Annotated in this window: 15 protein-coding genes and 3 pseudogenes; 8 read left to right on the top strand and 10 right to left on the bottom strand. The window is 72.2% G+C overall.

The annotated features are described in order from the left end of the window. Positions 1–34 precede the first annotated feature (34 nt). The 4 genes from ACIP4Z_RS11700 to ACIP4Z_RS11685 all read right to left on the bottom strand — a co-directional run bounded on the left by ACIP4Z_RS11700 (position 35) and on the right by ACIP4Z_RS11685 (position 9,298). Positions 35–4,216: a carboxypeptidase regulatory-like domain-containing protein gene (locus ACIP4Z_RS11700; RefSeq protein WP_401306811.1), complete on the bottom strand. Its 4,182-nt coding sequence runs from the start codon at positions 4,214–4,216 to the stop codon at positions 35–37. A gap of 168 nt (positions 4,217–4,384) precedes the next feature. Then, complete coding sequence (locus ACIP4Z_RS11695; RefSeq protein WP_391046297.1) at positions 4,385–5,431, bottom strand: LuxR C-terminal-related transcriptional regulator; 1,047 nt, start codon at positions 5,429–5,431, stop codon at positions 4,385–4,387. A 195-nt stretch (positions 5,432–5,626) separates the two neighbouring features. Continuing rightward, positions 5,627–7,333, bottom strand: a complete 1,707-nt coding sequence (locus tag ACIP4Z_RS11690) for a nitrate/nitrite transporter (RefSeq protein WP_401306807.1) — start codon at positions 7,331–7,333, stop codon at positions 5,627–5,629. Positions 7,334–7,612: 279 nt separating this feature from the next. Next, positions 7,613–9,298 carry a cellulase family glycosylhydrolase gene (locus tag ACIP4Z_RS11685; RefSeq protein WP_401307283.1) on the bottom strand — a complete coding sequence of 562 codons (1,686 nt, stop codon included), beginning with the start codon at positions 9,296–9,298 and terminating at the stop codon, positions 7,613–7,615. Between the two features lie 362 nt (positions 9,299–9,660). Between ACIP4Z_RS11685 and ACIP4Z_RS11680 the strand changes: the two genes are divergently transcribed. Next, positions 9,661–10,599, top strand: a complete 939-nt coding sequence (locus ACIP4Z_RS11680) for a siderophore-interacting protein (protein WP_401306804.1) — start codon at positions 9,661–9,663, stop codon at positions 10,597–10,599. Between the two features lie 282 nt (positions 10,600–10,881). Here the strand turns inward: ACIP4Z_RS11680 and ACIP4Z_RS11675 are convergent. Then, a pseudogene (locus ACIP4Z_RS11675) lies at positions 10,882–11,150 on the bottom strand (ABC transporter permease); the annotation flags it as partial. Beyond that, positions 11,150–11,479: pseudogene (locus ACIP4Z_RS11670) on the bottom strand (PadR family transcriptional regulator); the annotation flags it as partial. The pseudogenes ACIP4Z_RS11670 and ACIP4Z_RS11675, both read right to left, overlap by 1 nt. Before the next feature lie 154 nt (positions 11,480–11,633). Between ACIP4Z_RS11670 and ACIP4Z_RS11665 the strand changes: the two are divergent. Both ACIP4Z_RS11665 and ACIP4Z_RS11660 read left to right on the top strand, forming a co-directional pair. Beyond that, entirely contained in the window at positions 11,634–13,193 is a 1,560-nt protein-coding gene (locus ACIP4Z_RS11665; RefSeq protein WP_401306801.1) for an amino acid permease, read from the top strand. Between the two features lie 97 nt (positions 13,194–13,290). Beyond that, positions 13,291–13,797, top strand: a complete 507-nt coding sequence (locus ACIP4Z_RS11660; RefSeq protein ID WP_401306799.1) for a putative immunity protein — start codon at positions 13,291–13,293, stop codon at positions 13,795–13,797. Between the two features lie 79 nt (positions 13,798–13,876). On the opposite strand, the gene ACIP4Z_RS11655 is transcribed toward ACIP4Z_RS11660, so the two are convergent. After that, positions 13,877–14,416, bottom strand: a complete 540-nt coding sequence (locus ACIP4Z_RS11655) for a GNAT family N-acetyltransferase (protein WP_401306796.1) — start codon at positions 14,414–14,416, stop codon at positions 13,877–13,879. Between the two features lie 135 nt (positions 14,417–14,551). On the opposite strand from ACIP4Z_RS11655, the gene ACIP4Z_RS11650 reads away from it, so the two are divergent. Continuing rightward, positions 14,552–14,797 carry a hypothetical protein gene (locus tag ACIP4Z_RS11650; RefSeq protein ID WP_401306793.1) on the top strand — a complete coding sequence of 82 codons (246 nt, stop codon included), beginning with the start codon at positions 14,552–14,554 and terminating at the stop codon, positions 14,795–14,797. A 67-nt stretch (positions 14,798–14,864) separates the two neighbouring features. On the opposite strand, the gene ACIP4Z_RS11645 is transcribed toward ACIP4Z_RS11650, so the two are convergent. Together ACIP4Z_RS11645 and ACIP4Z_RS11640 are read right to left on the bottom strand one after the other, a co-directional pair. After that, positions 14,865–15,644 carry an SDR family NAD(P)-dependent oxidoreductase gene (locus ACIP4Z_RS11645; protein WP_401306790.1) on the bottom strand — a complete coding sequence of 260 codons (780 nt, stop codon included), beginning with the start codon at positions 15,642–15,644 and terminating at the stop codon, positions 14,865–14,867. 64 nt (positions 15,645–15,708) lie between these two features. Beyond that, positions 15,709–16,491, bottom strand: a pseudogene (locus tag ACIP4Z_RS11640) (DUF1731 domain-containing protein); the annotation flags it as partial. Between the two features lie 189 nt (positions 16,492–16,680). Between ACIP4Z_RS11640 and ACIP4Z_RS11635 the strand changes: the two are divergent. Next, positions 16,681–17,121, top strand: coding sequence for a VOC family protein (locus ACIP4Z_RS11635; protein WP_391046260.1), 441 nt, complete (start codon positions 16,681–16,683; stop codon positions 17,119–17,121). Positions 17,122–17,163: 42 nt separating this feature from the next. Here the strand turns inward: ACIP4Z_RS11635 and ACIP4Z_RS11630 are convergent, their stop codons facing one another. Beyond that, positions 17,164–17,736, bottom strand: a complete 573-nt coding sequence (locus ACIP4Z_RS11630; RefSeq protein WP_401307280.1) for a TetR/AcrR family transcriptional regulator — start codon at positions 17,734–17,736, stop codon at positions 17,164–17,166. A 233-nt stretch (positions 17,737–17,969) separates the two neighbouring features. Here ACIP4Z_RS11630 and ACIP4Z_RS11625 point away from each other — a divergent pair, with 233 nt between their 5' ends. From ACIP4Z_RS11625 to uca, 3 genes are read left to right on the top strand one after another with little or no spacing between them, the layout of a single operon-like run. Further along, on the top strand, positions 17,970–18,839 hold the full coding sequence (locus ACIP4Z_RS11625) for an urea amidolyase associated protein UAAP1 (protein ID WP_401306787.1): 870 nt from the start codon (positions 17,970–17,972) through the stop codon (positions 18,837–18,839). Then, positions 18,836–19,597: an urea amidolyase associated protein UAAP2 gene (locus ACIP4Z_RS11620; RefSeq protein ID WP_401306784.1), complete on the top strand. Its 762-nt coding sequence runs from the start codon at positions 18,836–18,838 to the stop codon at positions 19,595–19,597. The genes ACIP4Z_RS11625 and ACIP4Z_RS11620 overlap by 4 nt, the downstream gene beginning before the upstream one ends. Then, positions 19,594–23,190, top strand: coding sequence for an urea carboxylase (uca, locus tag ACIP4Z_RS11615; protein ID WP_401306781.1), 3,597 nt, complete (start codon positions 19,594–19,596; stop codon positions 23,188–23,190). Before ACIP4Z_RS11620 ends, uca begins: the two co-directional genes overlap by 4 nt. Positions 23,191–23,244: the final 54 nt, after the last annotated feature.

Below are 23,244 nucleotides of genomic sequence, written 5' to 3'. Positions count from 1 at the left end.
GCGACGGGGGCGCGCTGCTGCGAAGGAGTCCCGATCAGTCCTTCAGCAAGGTGAAGTTGCTGGTGACGGTCGCTCCCTTCGTGATCTTCACGGTGGCCACGGTCGGCTGCCAGCCGTCCTTGGCCACGATGAGCTGGAGCGGGTTGTTGCGGACGTCCAGCCACAGGGCGTACGTGCCGTCGGGGGCGGTCTTCAGCGTGTAGTGCGTCGCCCAGGTGTTGATCTGGACGGTGGCCCCGGCCAGCGGCGATCCGCCGCCGCTGACGGTGCCGGTGATCTTGCCCCAGGTGGCGGGCGGCTTGACGGTCAGCGACACGGGGATCGGGGCGATGCTGTACGGCGTGTCACTGGCCAGGCCGATCGAGGCCGAGTACGTCCCCGGCTGGGTGATCTCGGGGACGGACGCGTCCAGGGTGACGGTCAGCGTGGTGCTGGCGCCGGGTGCGACGGTGACGGACGTGGCGCTCTCCGACAGCCAGGTGACATCGGTGACGTCGGGCTGGTCGTAGCCGGGGAGCACTTCCGCGTTCTTGGCCGGGGTCTGGCCCGCCAGGCCGCCGACCGAGTAGAAGCCGGCACCGCCGCTGCCGCGGTAGAGCGAGGCGTTGGCGTTGGGCAGCGCCGTCCAGGTGTTGTCGGTGGGCTGGTAGGCCCACGTCTGGTTGGTCAGCGCGGCGCCCGCGTTGATGGCACCGCCCTTGACCAGCAGCACGCCGTTGGCCGAGGTGTACGTGGCGCCCCACGCGTCGGTCGGCTGGTCCGCGATCGGCGACCAGGAGTCGGCGGCGGGGTCGTAGACGTACGCGTGAGTGGTGCTGCCCGCGTCCGTGGTGCCACCGGAGCAGTAGAGCTTGCCGGTGACCGCGCCGCAGGACTCCCAGGCGATGGGCTCCGGGTAGGCGGCGGCGCTGGCCCACGTGTTGGTCGCCGGGTCGTAGGAGGTGACGTCGGCGGTGCCGCACGCGTTGGCGGTGCAGCCGCCGACCGAGTACAGCTTGCCGTTGAGCACCGCGCTGCCCGCGCCCGCGTACGGCTTGGGCGAATTGGCTCCGGTGCTCCAGGTGTTGGAGGCGATGTCGTAGATTTCCAGCTTGGCGTCCGGGTTGCCGCTGGCGCCCCAGCCGCCGGCCGCGTAGAACTTGTCGCCGATCACGCCGTGGACCGGGGCCTCACGGGTGTCGGCGGCGGAGGCGAGCTTGGTCCAGGCGCCGCTGTCCGCGCTGTACGCGTACAGGTCGCTGGTGTCGGCCACGCCGGTGAAGCCGAACGCCGAGTAGACGGTCCCGTTGTGCACGGCCACCGCGTTGTCACCGGTGGGTACGGGCAGGTCGGGGATGGTCTGCCAGGCGTCGCCCGCCGCGCCCTGCGCGTTGGCGGCGGCGTCGGTGGTGGCCTTGCCGCCGGGCGACAGCGCGCCCTTCTTGGCGCTCGCGCCGTGCGTGGTGAGCGACAGCGGCGAGTAGTGGCCCTTGACGAGGTTGAGCGGGGCGCCGCCGGCCTTCTGGAGGACGACTCCGCCCGGCGTCTCGCCGAGGGTGACGGTGGCCGGGGCGTTACCGGTGTTCTTCACCGTCACGACCTGGCTCGCGCTCTTGCCCCAGGCGACGGTCTTGCTGATGCTCGCCGGGGTGACCTTGATCTGGCCCGCCTTGAGGGCGAGGTTGTGCGAACCGACGCCGTCCCTGGGGACGTTCACGGTCGCGGTCGCCGAGGTGTACTTCGACGCGGTGGCCGTGATCGGGTGCTTGCCGGTGAGGTGCGAGAACATCCAGAAGAAGCCGTCGCCCAGGTTCGGGTCGTCGGGCGTGGCGTTGGTGGTGGTGTGGTCGTCGGGCGCGTCGGTGCTGGTGACCGTGGCGCCGTTGACGCCCGCCTTGGTGTTGCTGTCGGTCACGTTGCCGACGATCAGGCCGCCGCTGACCGGGTCGTAGGTGCGCTTGCCGACGAAAACGTTGTCGAGCTGCCACCAGTAGGCCCAGTTGCCCTTGTAGTGGAAGCGCAGCCGTACGTCGCTCTTGCCCGCGTAGTCGGCCAGCGGGAGTTCGACGTGCGTGGGACCGGCCACCGAGGTGGTCGTCTTGTGCCAGACGGTGGTCCAGGTGGCGCCGGCGTCGGTCGAGACGTCCACGTCGGCGGTGGAGTTGCTGAACGCCTTGTAGTCGGTGTCGAAGCCGAGCACCGGGGCGGCGACGTCGGTGAGGTCGTAGGACGGGGACAGCAGCGAGCTGTCCTGGCTGAGACCCTGGCCGATGTTGTCACTGTCGATGTTGGCGAAACCGCCGCTGCCGCCGGTCCTGTTGCCGCGGGCGCCCGGGTCGTTGAAGACCCAACCGCCGTTGGTGCTGTCCGCGTTGGTCACCGACCAGCCCGCCGGGGGTCCGGTGGTGGAGGTGAACGCCTCGCTGCTGCCGGTCAGGTGCACCGCGTAGCCGGGCGCCTGGTCGGACGACGGGTCGACGGGCACGGGGACGTTGAGCGTCTGGTCGGCGGTGCCGATCTGGAGGCTCTTGTCGACCGTCTTGTAGCCGGGGTAGTTGGCGCTGACGTGCAGGGTGTACGCGCTGCCCTGGGGGAGCGTCAGCGAGTAGTCACCGGTGACGGGGTCGGTGTAGACCGGCGCGCCGGGGACACCGTCGACGGTGATCTTCGCGTACAGCGGCCAGCCGTGGCCCGAGCCGTCGGTGACCTTGCCCGCGACGGTCTGCTTGGCCACCGCGTCCAGGGCGAAGGAGGTGGTGACGGTGGCGCCGTCGGCCAGTTCGACGGCGGACGCGGTCTTGCTCGCGTAGCCGTAGGCGGCGGCGGTCAGGTCGTAACTGCCCGGCGGGACGTCCAGCTTGTAGCCGCCGGTCGCGTCGGAGGTGGCGCTGTAGTCGCCCGCGGTCACCTTGGCGCCCGCGATGGCCGCCCCGGTGGCGTGGTCGGTGACCTTGCCGGTGAGCACGCCGTGCGGGCCGCTGCGGAAGGCCGCCAGGCCGTTCGGGGTGCCGAGGCCGGTCGGGCCGTCGTAGCCGGGGCCCGCGGTGCACTGCTGGGTGGGCGAGCAGGTGCCGTTGTTGCCCGCGGTGACGTCGTTGAGGGCGCCGGCCTGCGCGTACGGGTAGGAGTTCGGGTACGTGCCCGCGGCCGGGGTGCCGGCCGACGCGTACACGCCCGCGATCAGCGGGGAGGAGGCGCTGGTGCCGCCGTAGACCGCCCAGCCGTTGCCGCCGTAGCCCTGGTAGACGGAGACGCCGGTGACCGGGTCGGCGACCGCGGAGACGTCGGCGACGGACCGCTTGTCACAGAAGCCGTTGGTCTGGAAGGCCGGCTTGGGCTCGTAGAGCGAGCATCCCGAACCGGGGCCGCCGTAGGTGTTGTTCCACACGGACTCGGTCCAACCGCGGCTGGTGCCGGTGTCCTTGGCGAGCGCGGTGCCGCCGACGGAGGTCACGTACTGCGAGGCCGCCGGGTAGCTGACGCCGAAGCCGTCGTCGCCGGAGGAGGCGACCACCGCGACACCCGGGTGGTTGTAGTACGGGTCCATGTCCGTGGTCTCGGACGGGTCCTCGCCGCTGCCGGGCGTGCTGCTGTAGCCGGTCCCGTAGGAGTTGGAGACGTACTTCGCGCCGAGCGCGACCGCCTCGTCCACCGCGGCGCCCAGGTCCGCGAAGTTCGCCGAGTCGGCCTCGACGAGCAGGATGTGGGCGTTGGGGGCGGCTGCCGAGACCATGTCGACGTCGAGCGAGATCTCGCCCGCCCAGTCGGGGTCGGGTGACGGGTAGTCGGTGCCGCCGCGCTGGCTGACCTTCTTGAAGCAGCCGTTGGCGGTGGTGCACTCGGGCAGGCCGTACTGCGCCCGGTAGATCGCCAGGTCCGCCTCGGCGGTGGGGTCGTCGTAGGCGTCGACGATGGCGATGGTCTGGCCCGCGCCGCCGTCGGCGGGCAGGTTGTACGCGTCCTGGAGGTCAGTGGCACCGAAGCCGGCCGGGGTGGCGGCGAGCGGCTGGATGCCCTTGTGCGCGGCCACGTCGGTGCGGCGCAGCGCGAAGCAGCGGAATTGACCCGGCTGGGCGTCGCCGCACTGCCGTACGACGTCGGGCCGGGAGGAGGGTGCGGCGGACGCCGTTGCCGCGGCGGGCAGTTGAAGGCCGAGCAGGGCGATGGTGGCCGACGCGAGGGCGGCTACCGCGGTAGCGGCGCGCCGACCTCCGCTCCGTCTGGGAAATATGCGCAAGGCGGGACTCCGTGATGCCGGAGGGGACCGTGCCATGACGAGGTCGTGGCCGGTTGCGGTCCGATCGAACCGCTGGCGTATACCTGTGCCTCACACGCACCACTGGAACCCGAAGTGATTGTCGGATACCTGACATCACCCACACCGGAACTGCACGTCGCGTTCACGTCAACCAGACGGCACAACCTCACCGCGTCCGTATCCGTCGTCCAGCCAGCCGTGCCGGGCCGCGTGCCAGACCAGCCGTATACGGTTGTCGACTCCGGCGTCCCGCTGCATCGCCGCGATGTGCCGCTGCACGGTCCGCACCGCGACACCCAGGGCGCGGGCCATCGCCGCGTCCGTGCTGCCGCTCACCAGCATGGCCAGGATGCGCAGTTGGACGGCGCTGCGGGCCGGTCCCGCGTCGGCGCGGGCCGGCGAGGGTCCGGCGTCGGGGCGGCCGAGCGGCACCGCGTCCGCCCACACCGACTCGAAGAGCGTGACCAGCGCGTCGAGCAGTCCGCTCGGCCGGATCACCAGCATCACCGGGTCCGGTGGCCGCGCGTCGGCGGGCAGCGGCAGCAGCGCCAGCGAGTGGTCGGCGACGCACAGCCGGACCGGCAGCCGGTCGGTGACCCGGACGAACGCCTGCTGCCGGGTACCCGGCGGGTCGAGCGCGGCCAGCGGGTCCAGGCCCATCGACTCCAGGCCCGCCCGCTCGAAGACCACCCGGCGGCGTATCCCCGGCACGGCGGCCGAGCCGCAGGCCAGCGGGTCGGGGACGGCGTCGTCCGCCGTGTCCTTGTCGGTACGGACGAAGGCCATCAACTCCGAGACGGCCGAGGCGTGGAGCTGTTCCGCCCAGCGGCCGATGGCGGCCTGGCCCTCGACCACCCGGACGATCTCCTCCGCCCGATGGCCCTCGTGCACCCGCTGGTACTCCACGCCCAGCCGGTCGAGCAGTTCCCGGCCGCGCCGCAACTGCTCCTGGGCGCGGGACACCAGCGGCAGCAGCGTGCTCTGCGGCGGCACCGGATACCAGCGCCCGTCGCGCCCGAGCTTCGCCAGGCCGCGCCCGGCCAACTCCCCGCAGGCTTCCTCCGCCCGCGCCCTCGACACCCCCATCTGCCGAGCCAGTTCCGCATCGGCCACTCCCCGCGTGGCCACCAGCAACGGGTAGGCCCGGTCCGCGTCGGCACTCAACCCCAGAGCCTCAAACGGACGTTCGCTCATGATCGGGACTGTAGCCCTCACAGGCCGCCGTGACCGGCGATTCACACAGGCGCGCCATGGCCGTCGCACATCATTCATGGGCCCGCCGGGCGCCGAGGCACCTGACGGGCCCATGACCGGGCCATTACCCCCGCATGACTGACGCTGTGTCATTTCTTGAGCACGGCGGGCGATTTCGCGGGTGTGCCGTGTGCCTCAGGCGGGTTCCGCCGCGAGCGCCGCCATTTCGCGGTCCACCGCCGCCTGGTGCTCATCGGCGTCCTGCTTGGCCCGCTTGGGACTCCAGCGACCGGCCATCACGAACACGAACGGCAGGAAGAGGACCTGGCCGCCGACACAGATCCACCACCAGGTACGCCACTGGCCGGGGCCGTCGTGCGCGGCCTTCTGCACCTTGGCGCCGTACTTAGTGAGCACCGCCAACTGCGGCTGCGCCTTCTGGACCACGGCGAGGTCGGCGGGGCCGACCTCCTGGACCGCCTGCTGGGTGAGGGCCGCGGGCGCCTTGCCCGGCGGGTACTTGCCCAGTTCCGCGAAGAGTTGGGGATGGGCGTTGACGACGGCGAGCGCGGGCGCCGCCTGCCGCTGCGCGACGGTGACCTCGGTGCCGTGGTCGACCAGCGGGGTGACGGAGGTGACCAGCACCGGGATGAAGGCGGCCGAGACCGCGACCACGATCCTGATCGTCCAGCCCCACACCGCCAGGCCCGTCGCGGTGGCCGCCGGATTGTGCTTCTCGACGGTCTCGGTGAAGCTCGCCATCCACGGCCCGTAGGCGATGCCGCTGAAGACGCCGATCCCGATGAACAGCCACGCGAAGGTGTAGTAGCCGGTGGTGGGGTGGGTGGCGCGGGAGGCGAAGATCGCGGTCACCACGATGGAACCGACCGCGCCCACGATCATGAACGGCTTGCGCACCTTGAGCCGGTCGGAGATCACGCCGATCACCACCAGGGCGATGGCGTTCGCCGCCCAGTACCAGTTCGCGACCGCGTTGGCCCGCTGCTCGGTGTAGCCGTAGGTGGTCGCGAAGTAGACGACGAAGTTGCCGACGGCCGCGAAGTACAGCAGCAGGAAGAGCGAGATCGCCAGCGCGGAGCCCGCCACGTCGAGCCGGAGCATCTGCCGCCACTCGCCGCGCCTCGCGGCCTGCGGGTCGATGCCCTTGGCGCGCGCCTCGACCAGCGCCCGGTCCCGCAGCGTCACCATGATCTGGTCGCGCAGTCCGGGGGACAGCTCGCGCAGCGCGAAGAGCGCGATCACGAAGACCACCAGACCGGAGACGCCGGAGTAGCGCAGCTCGTCCTGCCAGCTCGACGTGTCCAGGGTGTTGCTGGTGACGGTGGTGACGACGAGGCTGCCGATCACCGGCCCCATCGTCCAGGCGCCCATCGCGGTGGCCCGCCCGACCTGCGGCGAGAAGTCGCGGATCAGCGCGGGCGTGGCCACGAGCACGATGCCCTCGATAAAGCTGACCAGCGCGAACAGCACCAGATACGTAGTCTTGCCGCCCGCGTTCGGCAGTCCGAGGAAGACCAGCAGCGACGCGACGAGCAGCCCGTAGACCACCAGATTCGCCCGCCCCCAGCGGTCGGCGAGCCCGGCCACCAGCGAGGCGAAGGCGCCTACCGCGTTGCCGATCACCGAGACCCACACGAAGTAGCGGTAGGTCATGTCGAAGTGCGTGATGATCGACGTGGCGACCGCGTACTGGATGTAGAGCATGTAGTACAGCACGACCGTGGTGATCACCACGATCGCCAGATACGCCATACGACGCCCGGTGGCCGGATATTCGGCCAGGTCACGGCGGTAGAGCCGACTGAGCGCGGTACGGGCGCCTGCGGACCGGGCGTCGGGCCCGGGTCTGTCGGCGTCGAGCGGCGTCGGGGTGGCGGACATACGGCTCCTCCTGGAGATGCTTGGAGACCGGGTGGAGTGGCACGGGGACGGCACTGCTGCGGCCCCTCGGGGGTGCGGTGCGGCCGGCCCCGAAGGTGTGGCCAGAGGCTAGTACCGACTGGTCGGTATGCCTAGGGGTCTGCACGGGGTCAATTCCGCGTCGCATCAAGGCCGGGGCGGGCCGCGCCGGCCCCGCGCACAACGGGGACCGGCGGGCCCCTGAACGGGACCCGCCGGTCGGTGGCGCCCCGCGGGGAGCGCCGGCACATCAGTGGTGCGTCAGGTGGCGGTGCAGGTCAGCGCGGGTGCGCCGAGGGTGCCGCTGGAGGTGCCCTGGAGGCCGAAGGTGGTCGTGGTGGCCGGGGCGAGCGCGGCGTTGTAGGCGAGGCTGCCCGCGGTCACCGCCGCTCCGGCCTGGTGGATGTCCGCGTTCCAGCCGCTGGTCTCCTGCTGCCCGCCCGGCCACGTCCAGGTGACCTTCCAGCTCTTGGTCGCGGCCGTACCGGAGTTGGCCACGGTCACGGTGGCGGTGAAGCCGCCGCTCCACTGGTTGTCGGTGTGCCAGGTGGCCGTGCACCCGGAACTGCCGCCGGTCGGACCGCCGGTGGAGCCGGAGGTCGTACCGGTCGACGTGCCGGTCGTCGTACCGGAGGAGGTGCCCGACGAGGTGCCGGAGGACGTGCCGGAGGACGTGCCGCTCGACGTGCCCGACGACGTACCGCCGTTGGCGGTGCCGCCGGTCGTGCCGCCCGAGTCGCCGAAGCCGGGCGCCTTGATGCTGGCCAGGTAGCCGTCCTTGACGGTGTTCACCGTCGTCCAGTCGTCGTTGAGGATGCCGCCGGTGTCACCGGAGTTGGGATTCCACGACCAGAAGGTCCAACTGAAGCTGTCGCCGCCGTAGGTGCTGGTCGGCCGCAGGTAGTCCACCAGCGTCCGCAGCCAGGTCTGGTCGACGGTCGACTGGAGGGTGGTGCCGAACTCGCCGACCCAGACCGGGGCGATGTTCTGCTTGAACAGATAGCCCCAGTACTTGTCCCAGATCGCCGACATGTTCGCCGGGAAGCTCGGGTCGCTGAACCACGGCTGCTGGGCGACGCTGGTCGCGTAGTCGTGCGCCGAGTAGACCACCCGGTTCGCCACGTTCAGCTCGACCGGGTACTGCCCCGCGCCCATCAGGTTGCCGCCCCACCAGCCGGACGTCCCGTTGAAGGTCTGGACGCCCTCCACGAAGATCAGCAGATTGGGGTTGACGCCGAGGACGGCGTTGCCGCCGCGCTCGGCCGCAAGACGCCAGTCGATCGTGGTGTCGCCGCAGCCCCAACAGGCCGGGTCGTGCGGCTCGTTGTGCAGGTCGATGCCGACGACCGCCGGGTTGTTCAGGTAACGGGTCGCCATCGCCTTGAGGTTGGTGATCCAGGTCGACTCGGGGACGGCGGCGGTGTACCAGAGCGCGGACTGGCCGCCGGAGTCCGGACGGTGCCGGTCCAGGATGACCCGCAGCCCTATGGAACCGGCGTAGTTGACGATCTTGTCCATCACGCCGAGGGAGTTGAGGCCCTGGAGATCGGCGTTCATGCCGCCGGAGTAGTTGATGCTGGAGGGCATCGTGCCCTTGAAGATGTCGTCGCTGTACGGCAGTCGGATCGTGTTGTAGCCGAGCTGCTTCATCTGGTCGATCATGCTCTTGTAGTCGCGCGACCAGATGCCGTGGGCCACGTAGTTGCTGGTCTCGAAGCCGAACCAGTTGACACCCGCGATGCGGACTGACTTGCCCGTGGAGTCCAGGATCTGGCGTCCGCTGGTGTGCCAGTAGCCGGTGGCGGCCTCGGCCGCCGCCGGAGCCGCGGGCGCGCCCGCGGCCGTGGCGTGCGTCTGTCCGGCGAGGGAGAGCAGCGCGAGCAGCGCCGCCGCGACGGCGGCGGCCAGAAAGACCCGCAGCCTGTTCGTTTTTCTCAGGGGGCTCAGCGAGCCCGGAAAGGGGACCACGGTGGCGATTCCTCTCGGTGGGGGGACGGAACGCTTCAGTTCGTGGTGGGGGTGGACGGCGGAAGCCCGGTGGGAGCGCTCCCATTCGTAACCGTATGGAAGCGAGGACACGCGAGTGGCGTCAAGAGGAAACACAGGCTTCAAGTAGTGAAGCCGGGTAGGGGGCGGGGCCGGGGGCTGCACCGAAGAGGTGCCGGAGCGGGGTGCTGGAGTCATACGAGCGGGGTCGCCGACACCTGGCCCGTAATCAGTTAGGCTTACCTAACTAAGCCTGGGGGAACAGCCCGGGCGCAGCGCGAACCACGCAGTACGGCACAGCACCGAGAGAGCGGAGCACGCCCATGGCAGACCGACCGGTGGGACGGGCGACGGACCAGCAGACGGGCGCGGCGACGCAGGGCCCGCGGGCCGAGGAGCGGGCGGCACCCGCCGCCGCCGAGCGCCCCGCGCGCCGGGCCCCGCGGCTGAACCACGCCCGCGTGATCCGTTCCGAGCGCGTCACCCCGCACATGATCCGGGTGGTGCTCGGCGGCGACGGGCTCGCCGGGCTTCCCGTGGGCGACTACACCGACCATTACGTCAAGCTGGTCTTCGCGCCTCCCGGGGTCACGTACCCCGAGCCGCTGGACATGGAGGCCGTCCGCCGCGACCTGCCGCGCGAGCAGTGGCCGACCACCCGTACGTACACCGTGCGCGCCTGGGACCCGGTCGCGCCCGAGATGACGATCGACTTCGTCCACCACGGCGACGAAGGGCTGGCCGGGCCCTGGGCGGCCGGTGTCCGGCCGGGCGACGGCATCTACTTCATGGGCCCCGGCGGTGCCTACGCGCCCGACCCCGCCGCCGACTGGCACCTGCTCGCGGGCGACGAGAGCGCGCTGCCCGCCGTCGCCGCGGCGGTCGAGCAACTGCCGCCGGGGGCACGGGCGAAGGTCTTCGTGGAGGTCGAGGGCCCGGCGGAGGAGCAGAAGCTGGCCACCTCGGGCGACGCCGAGATCGTCTGGCTGCACCGCGGTGCCCGGCCGGTCGGCGAGGCGCTGGTCGAGGCCGTCACCGGTCTGGAGTTCCCGCCGGGTGACGTCCAGGTCTTCGTCCACGGCGAGGCCGGTTTCGTCAAGGACCTCCGCCGCCACCTCCGCCTCGACCGCTCGATCCCCCGCGAGCGCCTGTCGATCTCCGGCTACTGGCGCCGCGGCGCCGACGAGGACGGCTGGCAGGCGTCCAAGCGGGAGTGGAACGAGCAGGTGGAGCGCGAGCAGGAAAGCGGCGCCGGGCGCTGAGCGCGCGGCGGGCGTGAGCGCGCGGCGGGCGTCCCTGACGGACGGGGAGCCGGGCCGACCCGTTGCCCGCCCGGCCGCGGATGGAGCGTCCCCCGGCCGTGGATGGAACGTCTCCCGGCCGTGGACACGCGCGGCGGCGGCCCGCCGCCCGTTCGGCCCGAGTGGGTGACCGGGGGCGGGCCGTCCGCCGCGCGGGGCGAACCGCTGCCGCCGGGAGCCGCCTTCGCCACTCGGACCGTTGATGCCGCTCGGACCGTTGATGCCGCTCGGGCCGGAGGGCTGGACCGACTTCTGGTACGAGCGGAAGGTGCGGGTCGACAGCCACACCGCGACCAGGGCCAGGGCGAGCAGTCCGCCGCCGCGGCTGAGGACGTCGCCGCGGTCGGGGTCGGCGGACATCGCGGAACGGCCCGCGACCAGAGCCCAGTTGACCGGGTTGACGTCGGCGATGTGCCGCATCCAGGACGGCATCAGGCCGGGTGCCATGAAGGCGGAGGACAGGAAGTCAGCGGCAGCAGCAGGAACATGTTGGTGCCGATGATGCTCTCGCGACCATGTGGGCCTGGAATTCGGTCTCCACCACGAAGATCCGGGGCAGTTCACCGTCCAGCTTGTCCAGGACGCCGCGCAGGGCCGCGCTGTGCACTTCCGGCGTGTTGGCCCGCTCGGCGAGCAGTTCCGCCACCTCGTCCGGGTGCAGCGCCATGATCAGCGACAGCGCGGACTCGAAGGCGGGGTACTCCCTGGCGGGCACGGGCACCATGTCGGCGAGCCAGTCGCGCATCTCGGTGCGGCCCTCGGCGGTGAGCCCGTAGAGCGTGCGCTCCGGCCGGTTGCCCTGCCGCTGGACCCCCGCGACCTCCACGAAGCCGTGCTTCTCCGCAGGCCGTCGGTGCTCCCGCGCGGTGAGGCACCCGCGCGCGAGGCGGGGTGAGGACTTCGGCCCGCGCGCGACACGGCCGTGTCATTCCGGCGAAACACCGGGTCCCTAATTTCTGTCGCCCGACAGGAATTCGTGACAGGGGGCCAGGCCCATGACCGCCACCGCACCTTCCGAGGTCCGCTCAGACCCGCCGGACCACGGCACCGCCGCCGACGCGGCGGCCACCGACGCGCCGGGCACCGACACCGCGGGCACCGACACCGCGGGGCTCGCGGGCTTCGGCTACCGCCAGGAACTGCACCGCAGCCTCGGCCGGTACGCGTCCTTCGCCGCCGGTTTCTCCTTCATCTCGGTGCTGACCACCGTCTTCCAGTTCTTCGCCTTCGGCTACTCCTTCGGCGGCCCGCGCTTCTTCTGGACCTGGCCCGCCGTCCTGATCGGCCAACTCCTCGTCGCCGCCTGCTTCGCCGAACTCGCCGCCCGCTACCCGATCTCCGGCGCCGTCTACCAGTGGTCGACCCGGCTGAGCAACGCCGTCTTCGGCTGGTACGCGGGCTGGATCATGGTCATCGGCCAGGTCGTGGTGGTGGCCGCCGCAGCGCTCGCCCTCCAGGTCGTCCTGCCCGCCGTCTGGTCCGGCTTCCAGCTCATCGGGACCGACACGTCACCGGTCTCGTCGGACGGCGCGGCCAACGCGGCGCTGCTCGGGATCGCGCTGCTCGTCCTGACCACCGTCGTCAACCTCCTCGACAACACGGTGATGTCGCTGGTCAACCGGGTCGGCGTGACCGCCGAGATCATCGGCGCCGTGCTCATCGTCACGCTGCTCTTCACGCACGCCGACCGCACGCCGTCGATGACCGTGCACGGCGGGGGCGGCTCGTCGGCGCTGCTCGTCAGCTCGATCGCCGCCGCGTACGTGATGATCGGCTTCGACAGCGCGGGCGAGATGAGCGAGGAGACCCGCGATCCGCAGCGCGTCGCGCCCCGTACGATCCTGTCCGCGCTCGCCGCGGCCGGCGCCCTGGCCACGCTCCTCGTCCTCGCCGCCCTGCTGGCCGCGCCCAGCCTCACCGACGGGCGGCTCGGCACCGAGGGCCTGTCCTACGTGCTCACCAGCCGGCTGGGCGACGGTGTCGGGCGCGCGCTGCTCTGTGACGTCGCGGTGGCCGTCACCGTGGCGACCCTCGCCATCCAGACGTCGGCCACCCGGATGCTCTTCTCGATGGCCCGCGACCGGGCACTGCCCTTCTCCGGGCCCCTCGCCCGCGTCTCCCCCCGCACCGGCCAGCCCGCCGCCCCCGCCCTCGTCGTCGGCGTCCTCGCCGCGGCCCTCCTGCTGCTCAACTTCGGCTCCCCCGACGCCTTTCTCGCCATCGGCACCACCTGCATCGTCATGCTCTACCTCGCCTACGCGATGGTCACAGGCCCCCAACTCCTGCGCCGCCTGCGCTCCCCCCTCCCCCCGGCCACCGACCCCTCCGGCAACCCCCTGTTCTCCCTGGGCCGTTGGGGCCTCCCCGTCAACGCCCTCGCCCTCCTCTACGGCCTCGCCATGACCGTCAACCTCGCCTGGCCCCGCGCCACCGTCTACGACCCCTCCGGCGGCCACTGGTACTTCCAGTGGTTCACCGTGCTATTTCTGCTGGCCGTGCTGCTGGTGGGCTTCCTCTGGCGGACCCTGAGGGCACATCGGGGGCGCGTGGCCTGAGCGGCGGCTGAGGGGGGCCGGGGGCGGGAGGTCGGGGATACGATGAGGGGATATGGCGAGGAACGCGCGGACCGGGTCCGGGGACTTCGATCTGACGATGGACGAGCTGCGCGTCGTGGCGCGTTACGTGGTGGGGCACGCGGAGGAGGTCCTGCCGGTCTTCGAGCGGGCTGTTCCCGATGATCCGCGTCCGCGGGCGGCGATCGACGCGGCCCGGGCGTTCGTCAACGGCGCCAATCGGACGGCATCGCAGCGGGTCGCCGCCTTCGACGCCCATCGGGCCGCCCGGTCCGCGCCCTCCGAAGCCGCGCGACTGGCCGCGCGGTCCGCCGGGGACGCCGCGTCGGCCGCGTATTTGCACCCTCTCGCCCAGGCCGCTCAGGTCGGCCACATCCTGCGGGCCTGCGCAAGCGCCGCCCGTGTCGGGGAACTGGAAGCGGGCGGCGACCTCGCCGTCGCGGAGGCCCTGCTGGAACGGTCGCGTCGGCGCGCGACACCGGTGCTCATCGACGTATTGCGCCGCTACCCGCCCGCGACGCGCGGCAGCAGTCGCGTCGCCCACCTGATGAGCACGCTGGACGATGCCCTGCGCCGAGGCGAGTGACGCCGATACGCCCGGACGTGAGCGCCCGTCAACGCCGGGCGGGGCCGGCCTTTGACGGGGATTCCGGCGTCTCTCCCGGTCAGCGATGCGCGCCGACCCGTCGGGCCAGCACTTGTCCCGGCCACGTCCCGAACAGGAAAGGATCGGTGGGAACGAATCCGTTGCGCTCGTAGAACGCGACGAGTTCGCCGCCGCCGCCCGCCCAGCAGTCGACCCGCAGCAGGTCGACGCCTGCCCGCCGGGTCTCCCGCACGGCATGGGCCAGCAGCGTCGCCCCGATGCCGAAACCGGCGTGCCGTCGGTCGGAGACCAACAGCCGTACATACCGCTCGGGTTCCCCGGCCGGGGCGATCGGCATCTGGGGACTGGGCCCGGAGTCCAGCACCATGGCCCCGACCGGTGCTCCGCCCAACTCCGCTATATGTGGGGCGCCTTCGGTCATGTACCGCTCGACCCGCTCCGCACCACCGGGCTTCTTCGAATACGGTGTCGTGCCCCACTGCTCGGTATTGCCGCGATCGTTCATCCAGACCACGGCGGAGTCGAGCATGTCCAACACGGCTGGTGCGTCGGCCGGGCTGCCCGGCCTGATCCGTATCACACGCGTGTCGTCGCTCATGGCGAAAGCCTATGGGGCGGCGCCGACAGGGGGACGGTTACCGGACTCTTCCCGCGAACGTCCCGGATACCCTGGGCGGCCAATGGCTCAACTCCGCAACTCCGCCGACGCCTTGACGCGGCTTTCGCGTCGAGGATGGTGATGTTCACGGGCTGCGTCACGTGCTCGCGCATCGAACCGGGCTCGCTGTTCACAAGCTTCTTCCGCATCGACGTGGAGCAGTGGCCCTGCCTGCATGTCCGGCGCCTGGCGCTGGCGTTCCGTGACGACCCGGACTATTGCGAGGGGTGGCTGCCGGAACAGGCCCTTCATGTGTCCGGGAGGCTGTTCCGGCAGGAGAGCAGCGAAGAGTGGCCGCCCGTGCGGCCTCCCGGCGCGTGAGCGACCGCACCCGCTCGCACCGGGGCCTACCGCGTCCTGCCAGGGCCCACCCCGTCCTCCCGCCCCGTCAGTGAACGGAGAATCCGCCGTCGACGAAGACCGCCTGGCCGGTGACGTAGCCGGAGGCGCGGCTCGCGAGGAAGACCGCCGCGCCCGCGAAGTCCTCGGGCAGGCCGTTGCGCCCGACCATCGTGCGGGCGGCCAGGGCCGCCACCTTCTCGGGGTCGGACGACAGGCGCGCATTGAGGGGGGTCATGACGAATCCGGGCACCAGGGTGTTGCACGTGACGCCGTACGGCGACCACGCCTCGGCCTGCGAGCGGGCCAGTGACTCCAGCGCCCCCTTGGAGACGCCGTAGGCGCCGCTCTGGACGAAGGCCCGGTGCGCCTGCTGGGAGGTGATGTGGATGATCCGCCCGAAGCCGCGCTCCGCCATGCCGGGCCCGAAGCGCTGCCCCAGCAGGTAGGGCGCCTCCAGGTTGACCGCCATCGTGGTGTCCCACACGTCCTCGCCCAACTCGCCCATCGGGGGCCGCAGGTTGATCCCGGCGGAGTTGACGAGGATGTCGGGTTCGCCGAACGCCTCGGCCGCCTCCTCGGCGGCCACGCGCATGCCGTCACGCGTACTCAGGTCGGCGCTCACCCAGGCCGCCCGGCAGCCGTCGGCCGCCAGCTCGCCGACCGTCGCGGCCAGCTCCGCCTCCCGGCGCGCCACGACCACGACGCTCGCCCCCGCGTGCGCGAGGGCCCCGGCGACAGCGCGGCCGATGCCGGAACTGCCGCCGGTCACCACGGCGACCCGTCCCTCCAGCGAGAACAGTTCGGAGAGGTAGGTCTGTGACGTCATGCCCGGATCCTAAACGGCGGGCCCGCGGCGACAACGACCAGGCCAGCCGCAGGCCCGTGGCCGGTTACGCGGCATCGCCCGATTCACGGACCCGCTTCGTGGCAACGCGCCGCGGCCTGGCCCGCTCCACGAGGGACGTGGCGGCGCTCCCCCACTCGGGACAGGCGAAAGTGAACCCGGCCGCGAGCAGCCGCCCCGGCACCACCCGACGGCTCTTGAGCAGCAGCTCCGTGTCCGAGCGCAGCGCGAACGCCCCCAGCTCGGCCATCCAGCGCGTCGCGGGCAGCCCCAGCGGGACGCCCCAGGCCGCGCGCAGCGCCCGCATGAAGTCGCGCTGGGGAAGGGGGCCGGGCGAGGCGAGGTTCACCGGCCCCTCGATGTCGTCGCGCGCGATCAGGAACTCCACCGCCCGCACGAAGTCCTCGTCCTGGATCCAGGAGACGTACTGCGCGCCACCGGCGACCGGGCCGCCGAGCCCGAGGCGCGCCAGTCGTGACAGCACGTCGAACACACCGCCCCGGTCCGGGCTCATGACCATCGCCGAGCGCAGCGCCACCTTGCGGGTCACGGGGGTCGGCGCCTCGGTCTGCGCGCGCTCCCAGTTCTCGGCGATCGCGACGCTGTACGCCCAGTAGTCCGGCACTCCGTCCTCCGAGCCGCCGATCACTCCGGTCGCCTCGTCGTGTGCCGCGTCGAAGCGGTGGGCGTAGACCGTCGCCGTACTCATCTGGAGCCAGAGGCGCGGTGGCCGCGCAGCGGCGGCGATCGCCTTTCCGACCGCCCGCGCCGAATCCACCCGGGAGTCCATCATGGCCTGCCGGTTCTCGGCGGTGTACCGGCACGAGACGCCGGTGCGCTCAGGGCGCGCGGCGGCGCGGCCCCTGCCCGAAAATGCCGAGGACGAGAGATGTCGAGAACGAGCGATGTCGAGGGCGAGCGATGTCGGGCACGAGAGATGTCGAGAACGAGCCACCGGCTCCGTCCCAGGGACAGCGGCGGTCGCCACCGGCCGCGCGAGGACGAAGGAGAGACCAGCATGGCCATTCAGCGGATGGACAACGTCGGCATCGTCGTCGAGGACATGGACGCCGCCATCGCGTTCTTCGTGGACCTCGGTATGGAGCTGGAGGGCAGGGCCGAGGTCAAGGGCCGCTTCGCCGACCAGTGCACCGGACTCGACGGCGTCCACTGCGACATCGCGATGGTCAGGACCCCGGACGGTCACAGCCGGCTCGAACTGGCCAAGTACCGCAGCCCCGAGGCGATCAGCGGCGGACCGCGCGACCGGCCCCACAACATCCTGGGCACCCACCGCGTCATGTTCGCCGTCGACGACATCGAGGACACCGTGGCCCGCCTGCGCCCCCACGGCGCCGAAGTCCTCGGCGAGATCGCCCGGTTCGAGGACAGCTTCCTGCTCTGCTACGTCCGGGGCCCGGAGGGCATCATCGTCGGGCTGGCCGAGCAACTGAGCTGAGCGGGCAGCTCAGTTCGGCCACCTCCTCGGCGGTCCCCCGGCTCAGGGAGCGGGGATGTCCGCGATGCGCAGGGCCGCGTCGGCGGCGGCGCGGGCGAAGGCGGGGACGGGGCGGCCCGGGGTGGAGCGGTGCACGAGGATGACGCCCTCGATGAGGGCGAAGATCAGGTCGGTGCGGAGGGCCAGTTCGGGGGCGGGCAGCGCGCGCCCCGGGGCGGTGGCGGCCAGCAGGCGGGCGTAGGCGGCCTTGAGGTCGGCGCGGGCGCGGCGGAAGGCGGTGAAGCGCTCGGCGGCGACCTCGGGCAGGAGGTAGAGGGCGCCGAGATTGTACGGCCCCGCGCAGAGGAGTTCTGCGTCGTAGCGGCACAGGTCCCAGAGCCGGGCCTCGGCGGGGCGGGTGTCGTCGGCGAGCAGCGCGCGGGCCAGGTCGAGGGACGGGGTGACCGTGCCTTCGAGGAGTTCGGCGAGCAGATCCTCCTTGCCGCCGACGTAGTGGTAGATCGACGCCTGCCGCATCCCGGCCCGCTCGGCGACCGCCCGCGTGGTGGTGGCGGTATAGCCGCGCGTGGTGAAGAGTTCGGCCGCCGCCGCGAGCAGTTCCTCGCGCACGCTCATGCCGCTGTCCGGCCGCTGCTGGGCGCGCGGCCTGCCGACCCGTTTTCCGCTCGTGCTCACCCGCCGATCGTCGCACGCGGCGACGCGACGACGACGGCGGGCAGTCCGGTGAGGGGCCGGTAACCGGGCGGCAACAACCGGGCAATCGCCGTGAAGCCACCGCCGCCTAATTTCTGTCGAGCGACAGAAATTCGTGTGGAGCAGGAGCCGTGAGACGACGGAGGTGCAGCCCCGTGGCGACAGGGACGACCGGTGGAAGGAAGACCGGCCAGAGCACGGCCCGCAGGACATCCCGCAGGGCCCCGCGCCCGACCGGGACCACGTACGAGGCCAGGGAGCACGCCCGCGCCCAGGAAGGGGCCCGCGCCGCCGCGATGCCCCAAGTGCCCGCGCCCGAGGGCCTGTTGTGGTCGGAGACCGTGGCGGGCGGCGGCTACACCCACAAGGTGCTGGCCCGCGGCAGCGAACTGCGGCTCGCCGACCCGACCGGCGACGCGTGCGCGCACGTCCTGCTCTTCGTGGACGGCCGCCCCTGGGAGCGGCTGAACGCGGCCGACACCGTCAAGGTCCAGTGGAACGCGTATCTCGGCGCGGGCCGCCTCCTGCTGTCCGACCAGGGCCGTGTCCTCGCCTCCCTGGTCTCGGACACCAGCGGGCGGCACGACACGCTGTGCGGTACGTCGTCGGCTGCGCGCAACGCCGCGCGGTACGGGGACGGTTCGGCGCAGGGCCGCTCCCCCGCCGGCCGCGAGCTGTTCCTGCTGGCCGCCGCCAAGAACGGGCTGGGGGCACGCGACCTCCCGCCGTCGCTCTCCTTCTTCCAGGGACTGCGCGTGGAGCCCGACGGGGCACTGGAGTTCATCGGTTCCGCGGGGCCCGGCACGAGCGTGACCCTGCGCGCCGAGCAGCCGCTGACCGTACTGCTGGCCAATGTGCCGCACCCGCTGGACCCCCGACCGGCCTACACCTGCGGCCCGTTGGAGGTACGCGCACGGCCCGGCGCCGCCACCGCGCCCGGCGACCCGCTGTGGGACGCGACACCCGAGGGCCGCCGCGCCTTCCTCAACACCGCGGAACACCTCACCGCCAGGGGGATCGTATGAACGGCCAGAAGGTGACGGACGACCGGGGCCGTACGGACGACGCGGACGGCGCGGACGGCGCGGACCGGACCGGCGGCCAGGACCGTACCGAGGACCCGTCCCCCCGGGGCGGCGCGACCTCCGTGACCGTACCGGCGCGGGCACCCTGGTCCACGGTGATCCCGGCGGGCGGCCACCTCACCATCACCGACCTGCACGGCAACCAGGCCGTGGACTTCCTGGTCTACGACGCCCACGACACCGCCGTCCGCTACAGCGCGCCCGACACCGTACAGGCCCAGGGCAACCTCTTCCTGACCACCGGCAGCGTGCTGCTGTCCAACGAGCACACCCCGCTGATGACCGTGGTCGCCGACACCTGCGGGCGGCACGACACGATCGGCGGCGCGTGCTCCAAGGAGTCCAACACCCTGCGCTACGGCCACCACACGTGGTCGCAGCACGCCTGCGTGGACAACTTCCTGTCCGAGGGCGCGCGTTACGGCCTCGGCAAGCGCGACCTGGTGAGCAACGTCAACTGGTACATGAACGTGCCCGTCGAGGAGGACGGCACCCTCGGCATCGTGGACGGCATCTCCGCGCCCGGCCTTGAGGTCGAACTGCGCGCCGAGACCGACGTGTTGGTCCTGGTCTCCAACTGCCCGCAGATCAACAACCCCTGCAACGGCTTCGATCCGACCCCGGTCCTGATGACGGTCAGGACGCCGGGCCGGGCCGGGGACACGGTCGGCGCGCCGTCCGGAGAGGCGGTCCGATGACCGACGAGCCCGTGAAGCGCGCCCCCACGCGCTTCGACACCCTGCTGGTCGCCAACCGCGGCGAGATCGCCGCCCGGATCATCCGCACCGCCCGCCGGATGGGGCTGCGCACGGTCGCGGTCTTCTCCGACCCCGACCGCGCCGCGCCGCACGTACACCTGGCCGACGCCGCCGTACGGCTGGGCCCCGCACCGGCCAAGTCCAGCTATCTGGACGTGGACGCGGTGCTCGCGGCGGCCCGCGAGACCGGCGCGGGCGCCGTCCACCCCGGCTACGGATTCCTGTCGGAGGACGCGGACTTCGCGCGCCGCTGCGAAGCGGCGGGGCTCGCCTTCGTCGGTCCGACGCCGGACCAGCTCGAACTCTTCGGCGCCAAGCACACCGCGCGCGCCGCGGCGGAGGCGGCCGGGGTGCCGCTGCTGCCCGGCACCGGACTGCTGCCCGACGTGGACAGCGCGCTGACGGCCGCCGCGTCGCTCGGCTACCCGGTGATGCTCAAGGCGACCGGCGGCGGTGGCGGCATCGGCATGCGCGCCTGCCACTCCCCCGCCGAACTCACCGACGCCTGGGGCTCGGTGCAGCGTGTAGCGGCGGCCAGCTTCTCCTCGGCGGGCGTCTTCCTGGAACGGCTGGTGGAGAGCGCCCGGCACGTCGAGGTGCAGGTCTTCGGCGACGGCCACGGCCGCGTCCTGACCCTCGGCGACCGCGACTGCTCGCTCCAGCGCCGCCACCAGAAGGTCCTGGAGGAGGCCCCCGCGCCCGGCCTGCCCGACGCCCTGCGGGAGCGACTGGCGCTCAGCGCGCGGGCGTTGTGCGCCTCGGTCGACTACCGCTCGGCGGGCACCGTGGAATTCGTGTACGACGCGGCGCGCGGCCAGGCGTACTTCCTGGAGGTCAACACCCGTCTCCAGGTGGAGCATCCGGTGACCGAGGAGACGTACGGCGTCGACCTCGTGGAGTGGATGCTGCGGCTCGCGCAGGGCGACACACCGCTGAGCACAGGCGACGACACGCCGATTGACCTGTCGACAAAGCGAGTTGGACACGCCGTGGAGGCCCGGATCTACGCCGAGGACCCCACGCGCGGCCACCTGCCGAGCGCGGGACGGCTCACCGAGGTGGTCTTCCCGCCGGGGGTCCGCGTCGACGCCTGGATCGAGACCGGCACCGAGGTCACCACCTCCTACGATCCGATGCTCGCCAAGGTGATCGCGCACGGCGCCGACCGGGCGCAGGCCCTCTCCCGGCTCGCGGACGCCCTCGCCGCGACCAGGATCGACGGCATCGAGACCAATCTGGGGCTGCTGCGGGCCGCCGTCGCCGATCCGGCGCTGCACGCCGCGACGCACAGCACCGCGACCCTCGACGCGGTCACCGACCCCACCCGCCGGATCGACGTGGTCCGCGCGGGCACCCTGACCAGCGTCCAGGACTGGCCGGGCCGCACCGGTCTGTGGCACGTCGGCGTTCCGCCGTGCGGCCCGATGGACGACCTGTCCTTCCGGCTCGGCAACGAAGCGCTCGGCAACGACGAGGGCGCGCCCGGCCTCGAATGCACCCTCCAGGGACCGGCGTTGCGCTTCAGCCACCCCACCACCGTCTGCGTGACCGGCGCCCCCGCGACCGTCACGGTCGACGGACACCCGGTGCCGCGCTGGGAGCCGGTCACCGTACCGGCGGGCGCGCTGCTCGACATCGGCGCGCCGGAGGCGGCAGGGCTGCGCACATATCTGCTGGTCGCGGGCGGCCTCGACGTCCCCCGCTTCCTCGGCAGCGCGGCCACCTTCACGCTCGGCGGATTCGGCGGCCACGGCGGCCGGGCGCTGCGCGTCGGTGACGTCCTGCACGGCGGTACGACGACGGAGGCGAGCGGCCCCGTACCGGCCTCGCTGCGGCCGGAGTGGGGGACGCGGTGGCTGATCGGCGCCGTCGAGGGCCCGCACGCCGCGCCGGAGTTCTTCACCGAGGACGACATCCGCGACTTCTACGCCGCCGAGTGGAGCGTGCACTTCAACTCCGCGCGCACCGGCGTACGGCTCGTCGGCCCGAAGCCGCGCTGGGCGCGCTCCGACGGCGGCGAGGCGGGACTGCACCCGTCCAACATCCACGACACGCCGTACGCGGTCGGCGCCGTCGACTACACGGGCGACATGCCCGTACTGCTCGGCCCCGACGGCCCCTCGCTCGGCGGATTCGTGTGCCCCGCGACCGTCGTGACCGGTCAGCGCTGGAAGCTCGGGCAGCTCCGGCCGGGCGACACCGTACGATTCGTGCCGGTCAGCGAGGACGCCGCCGCCGGGCTGCGGCGCGCGCCCGCGACCATGCCGACGCCATCGCGGCCCGTCATCGCCGACGGGGGTGTCCTCGGGCGCGCCGAAGCGACCGCGACACGCCCGGCCGTGACGTACCGCCGCAGCGGCGACGACAATCTGCTCGTCGAATACGGGCCCATGCAGCTCGACTTGGCGCTCCGGATGCGGGTGCACGCCCTGGCGGAACACCTCGCCGCCCAACGCCTGCCCGGCGTCGTCGACCTCACACCCGGCATCCGCTCCCTCCAGATCCACGCCGACCCGGGCGCGCTGCCCACCGCCAAACTGCTCGACGCCGTGCGCGAGGCCGAGGAGCAACTGCCGCCCACCGACCGGCTCGTGGTGCCCAGCCGGACCGTGCACCTGCCGCTGTCCTGGGACGACCCCGCCACGCGTGAGGCCATCGAGCGCTACATGGCGGGCGTCCGCGACGACGCGCCGTGGTGCCCGTGGAACATCGAGTTCATCCGCCGCGTCAACGGTCTCGACTCCGTGGACGACGTGTACCGGACCGTCTTCGACGCCGAATACCTCGTGCTCGGGCTCGGCGACGTCTACCTCGGCGCGCCCGTCGCCACGCCGCTCGACCCGCGCCACCGGCTCGTCACCACCAAGTACAACCCGGCGCGCACCTGGACGGCGGAGAACTCCGTCGGCATCGGCGGGGCCTACCTCTGTATCTACGGCATGGAAGGGCCCGGCGGCTACCAGTTCGTCGGGCGTACGATCCAGGTCTGGTCCAGCCGCGCCCGCCGACAGCCGTGGCTGCTGCGCTTCTTCGACCGCATCAAGTGGTATCCCGTCTCCGCCGGCGAACTCCTCGACCTCCGGGCCGACATGGCGGCCGGGCGGCTGCCGCTGCGGGTGGAGGACGGGAGTTTCGCTCTCGCGGACCATCAGCGGTTCCTCGCCGACAACGCGGAGTCCATCGCGGCCTTCCGCGCCCGGCAGGGGGCCGCGTTCGCCGCAGAGCGCGACGCGTGGGAAGCCGCCGGTGAGTTCGCCCGCACCGACGACTCGGCCGCCGCCGTCCCGGCCCCCGCCGCCGTCACCGTGCCGCCCGGCGGCCGTACGGTCGACGCCGAATTCGCCGCCGCCGTCTGGCACATCGCCGTCCGCCCCGGCGACTGCGTCGCGGCCGGGCAGCACCTCCTGACCCTGGAGGCCATGAAGATGGAGTCCCCCGTCACCGCCCCCACCGGCGGGACCGTCGCCCAAGTCCTCGTCTCCCCCGGCGACCAAGTCACCCCCGGCACCCCCCTCCTGACCCTCTCCCCCTAACCCACCCCCTTCCGGCTCACGCCGCCTCAATCGCCGGCGGGGCTGATTTGTGCC

The organism is Streptomyces sp. NPDC088910, assembly GCF_044749865.1.
Taxonomy (GTDB): domain Bacteria; phylum Actinomycetota; class Actinomycetes; order Streptomycetales; family Streptomycetaceae; genus Actinacidiphila.
This window is presented reverse-complemented; position numbering and strand designations above follow the sequence as displayed.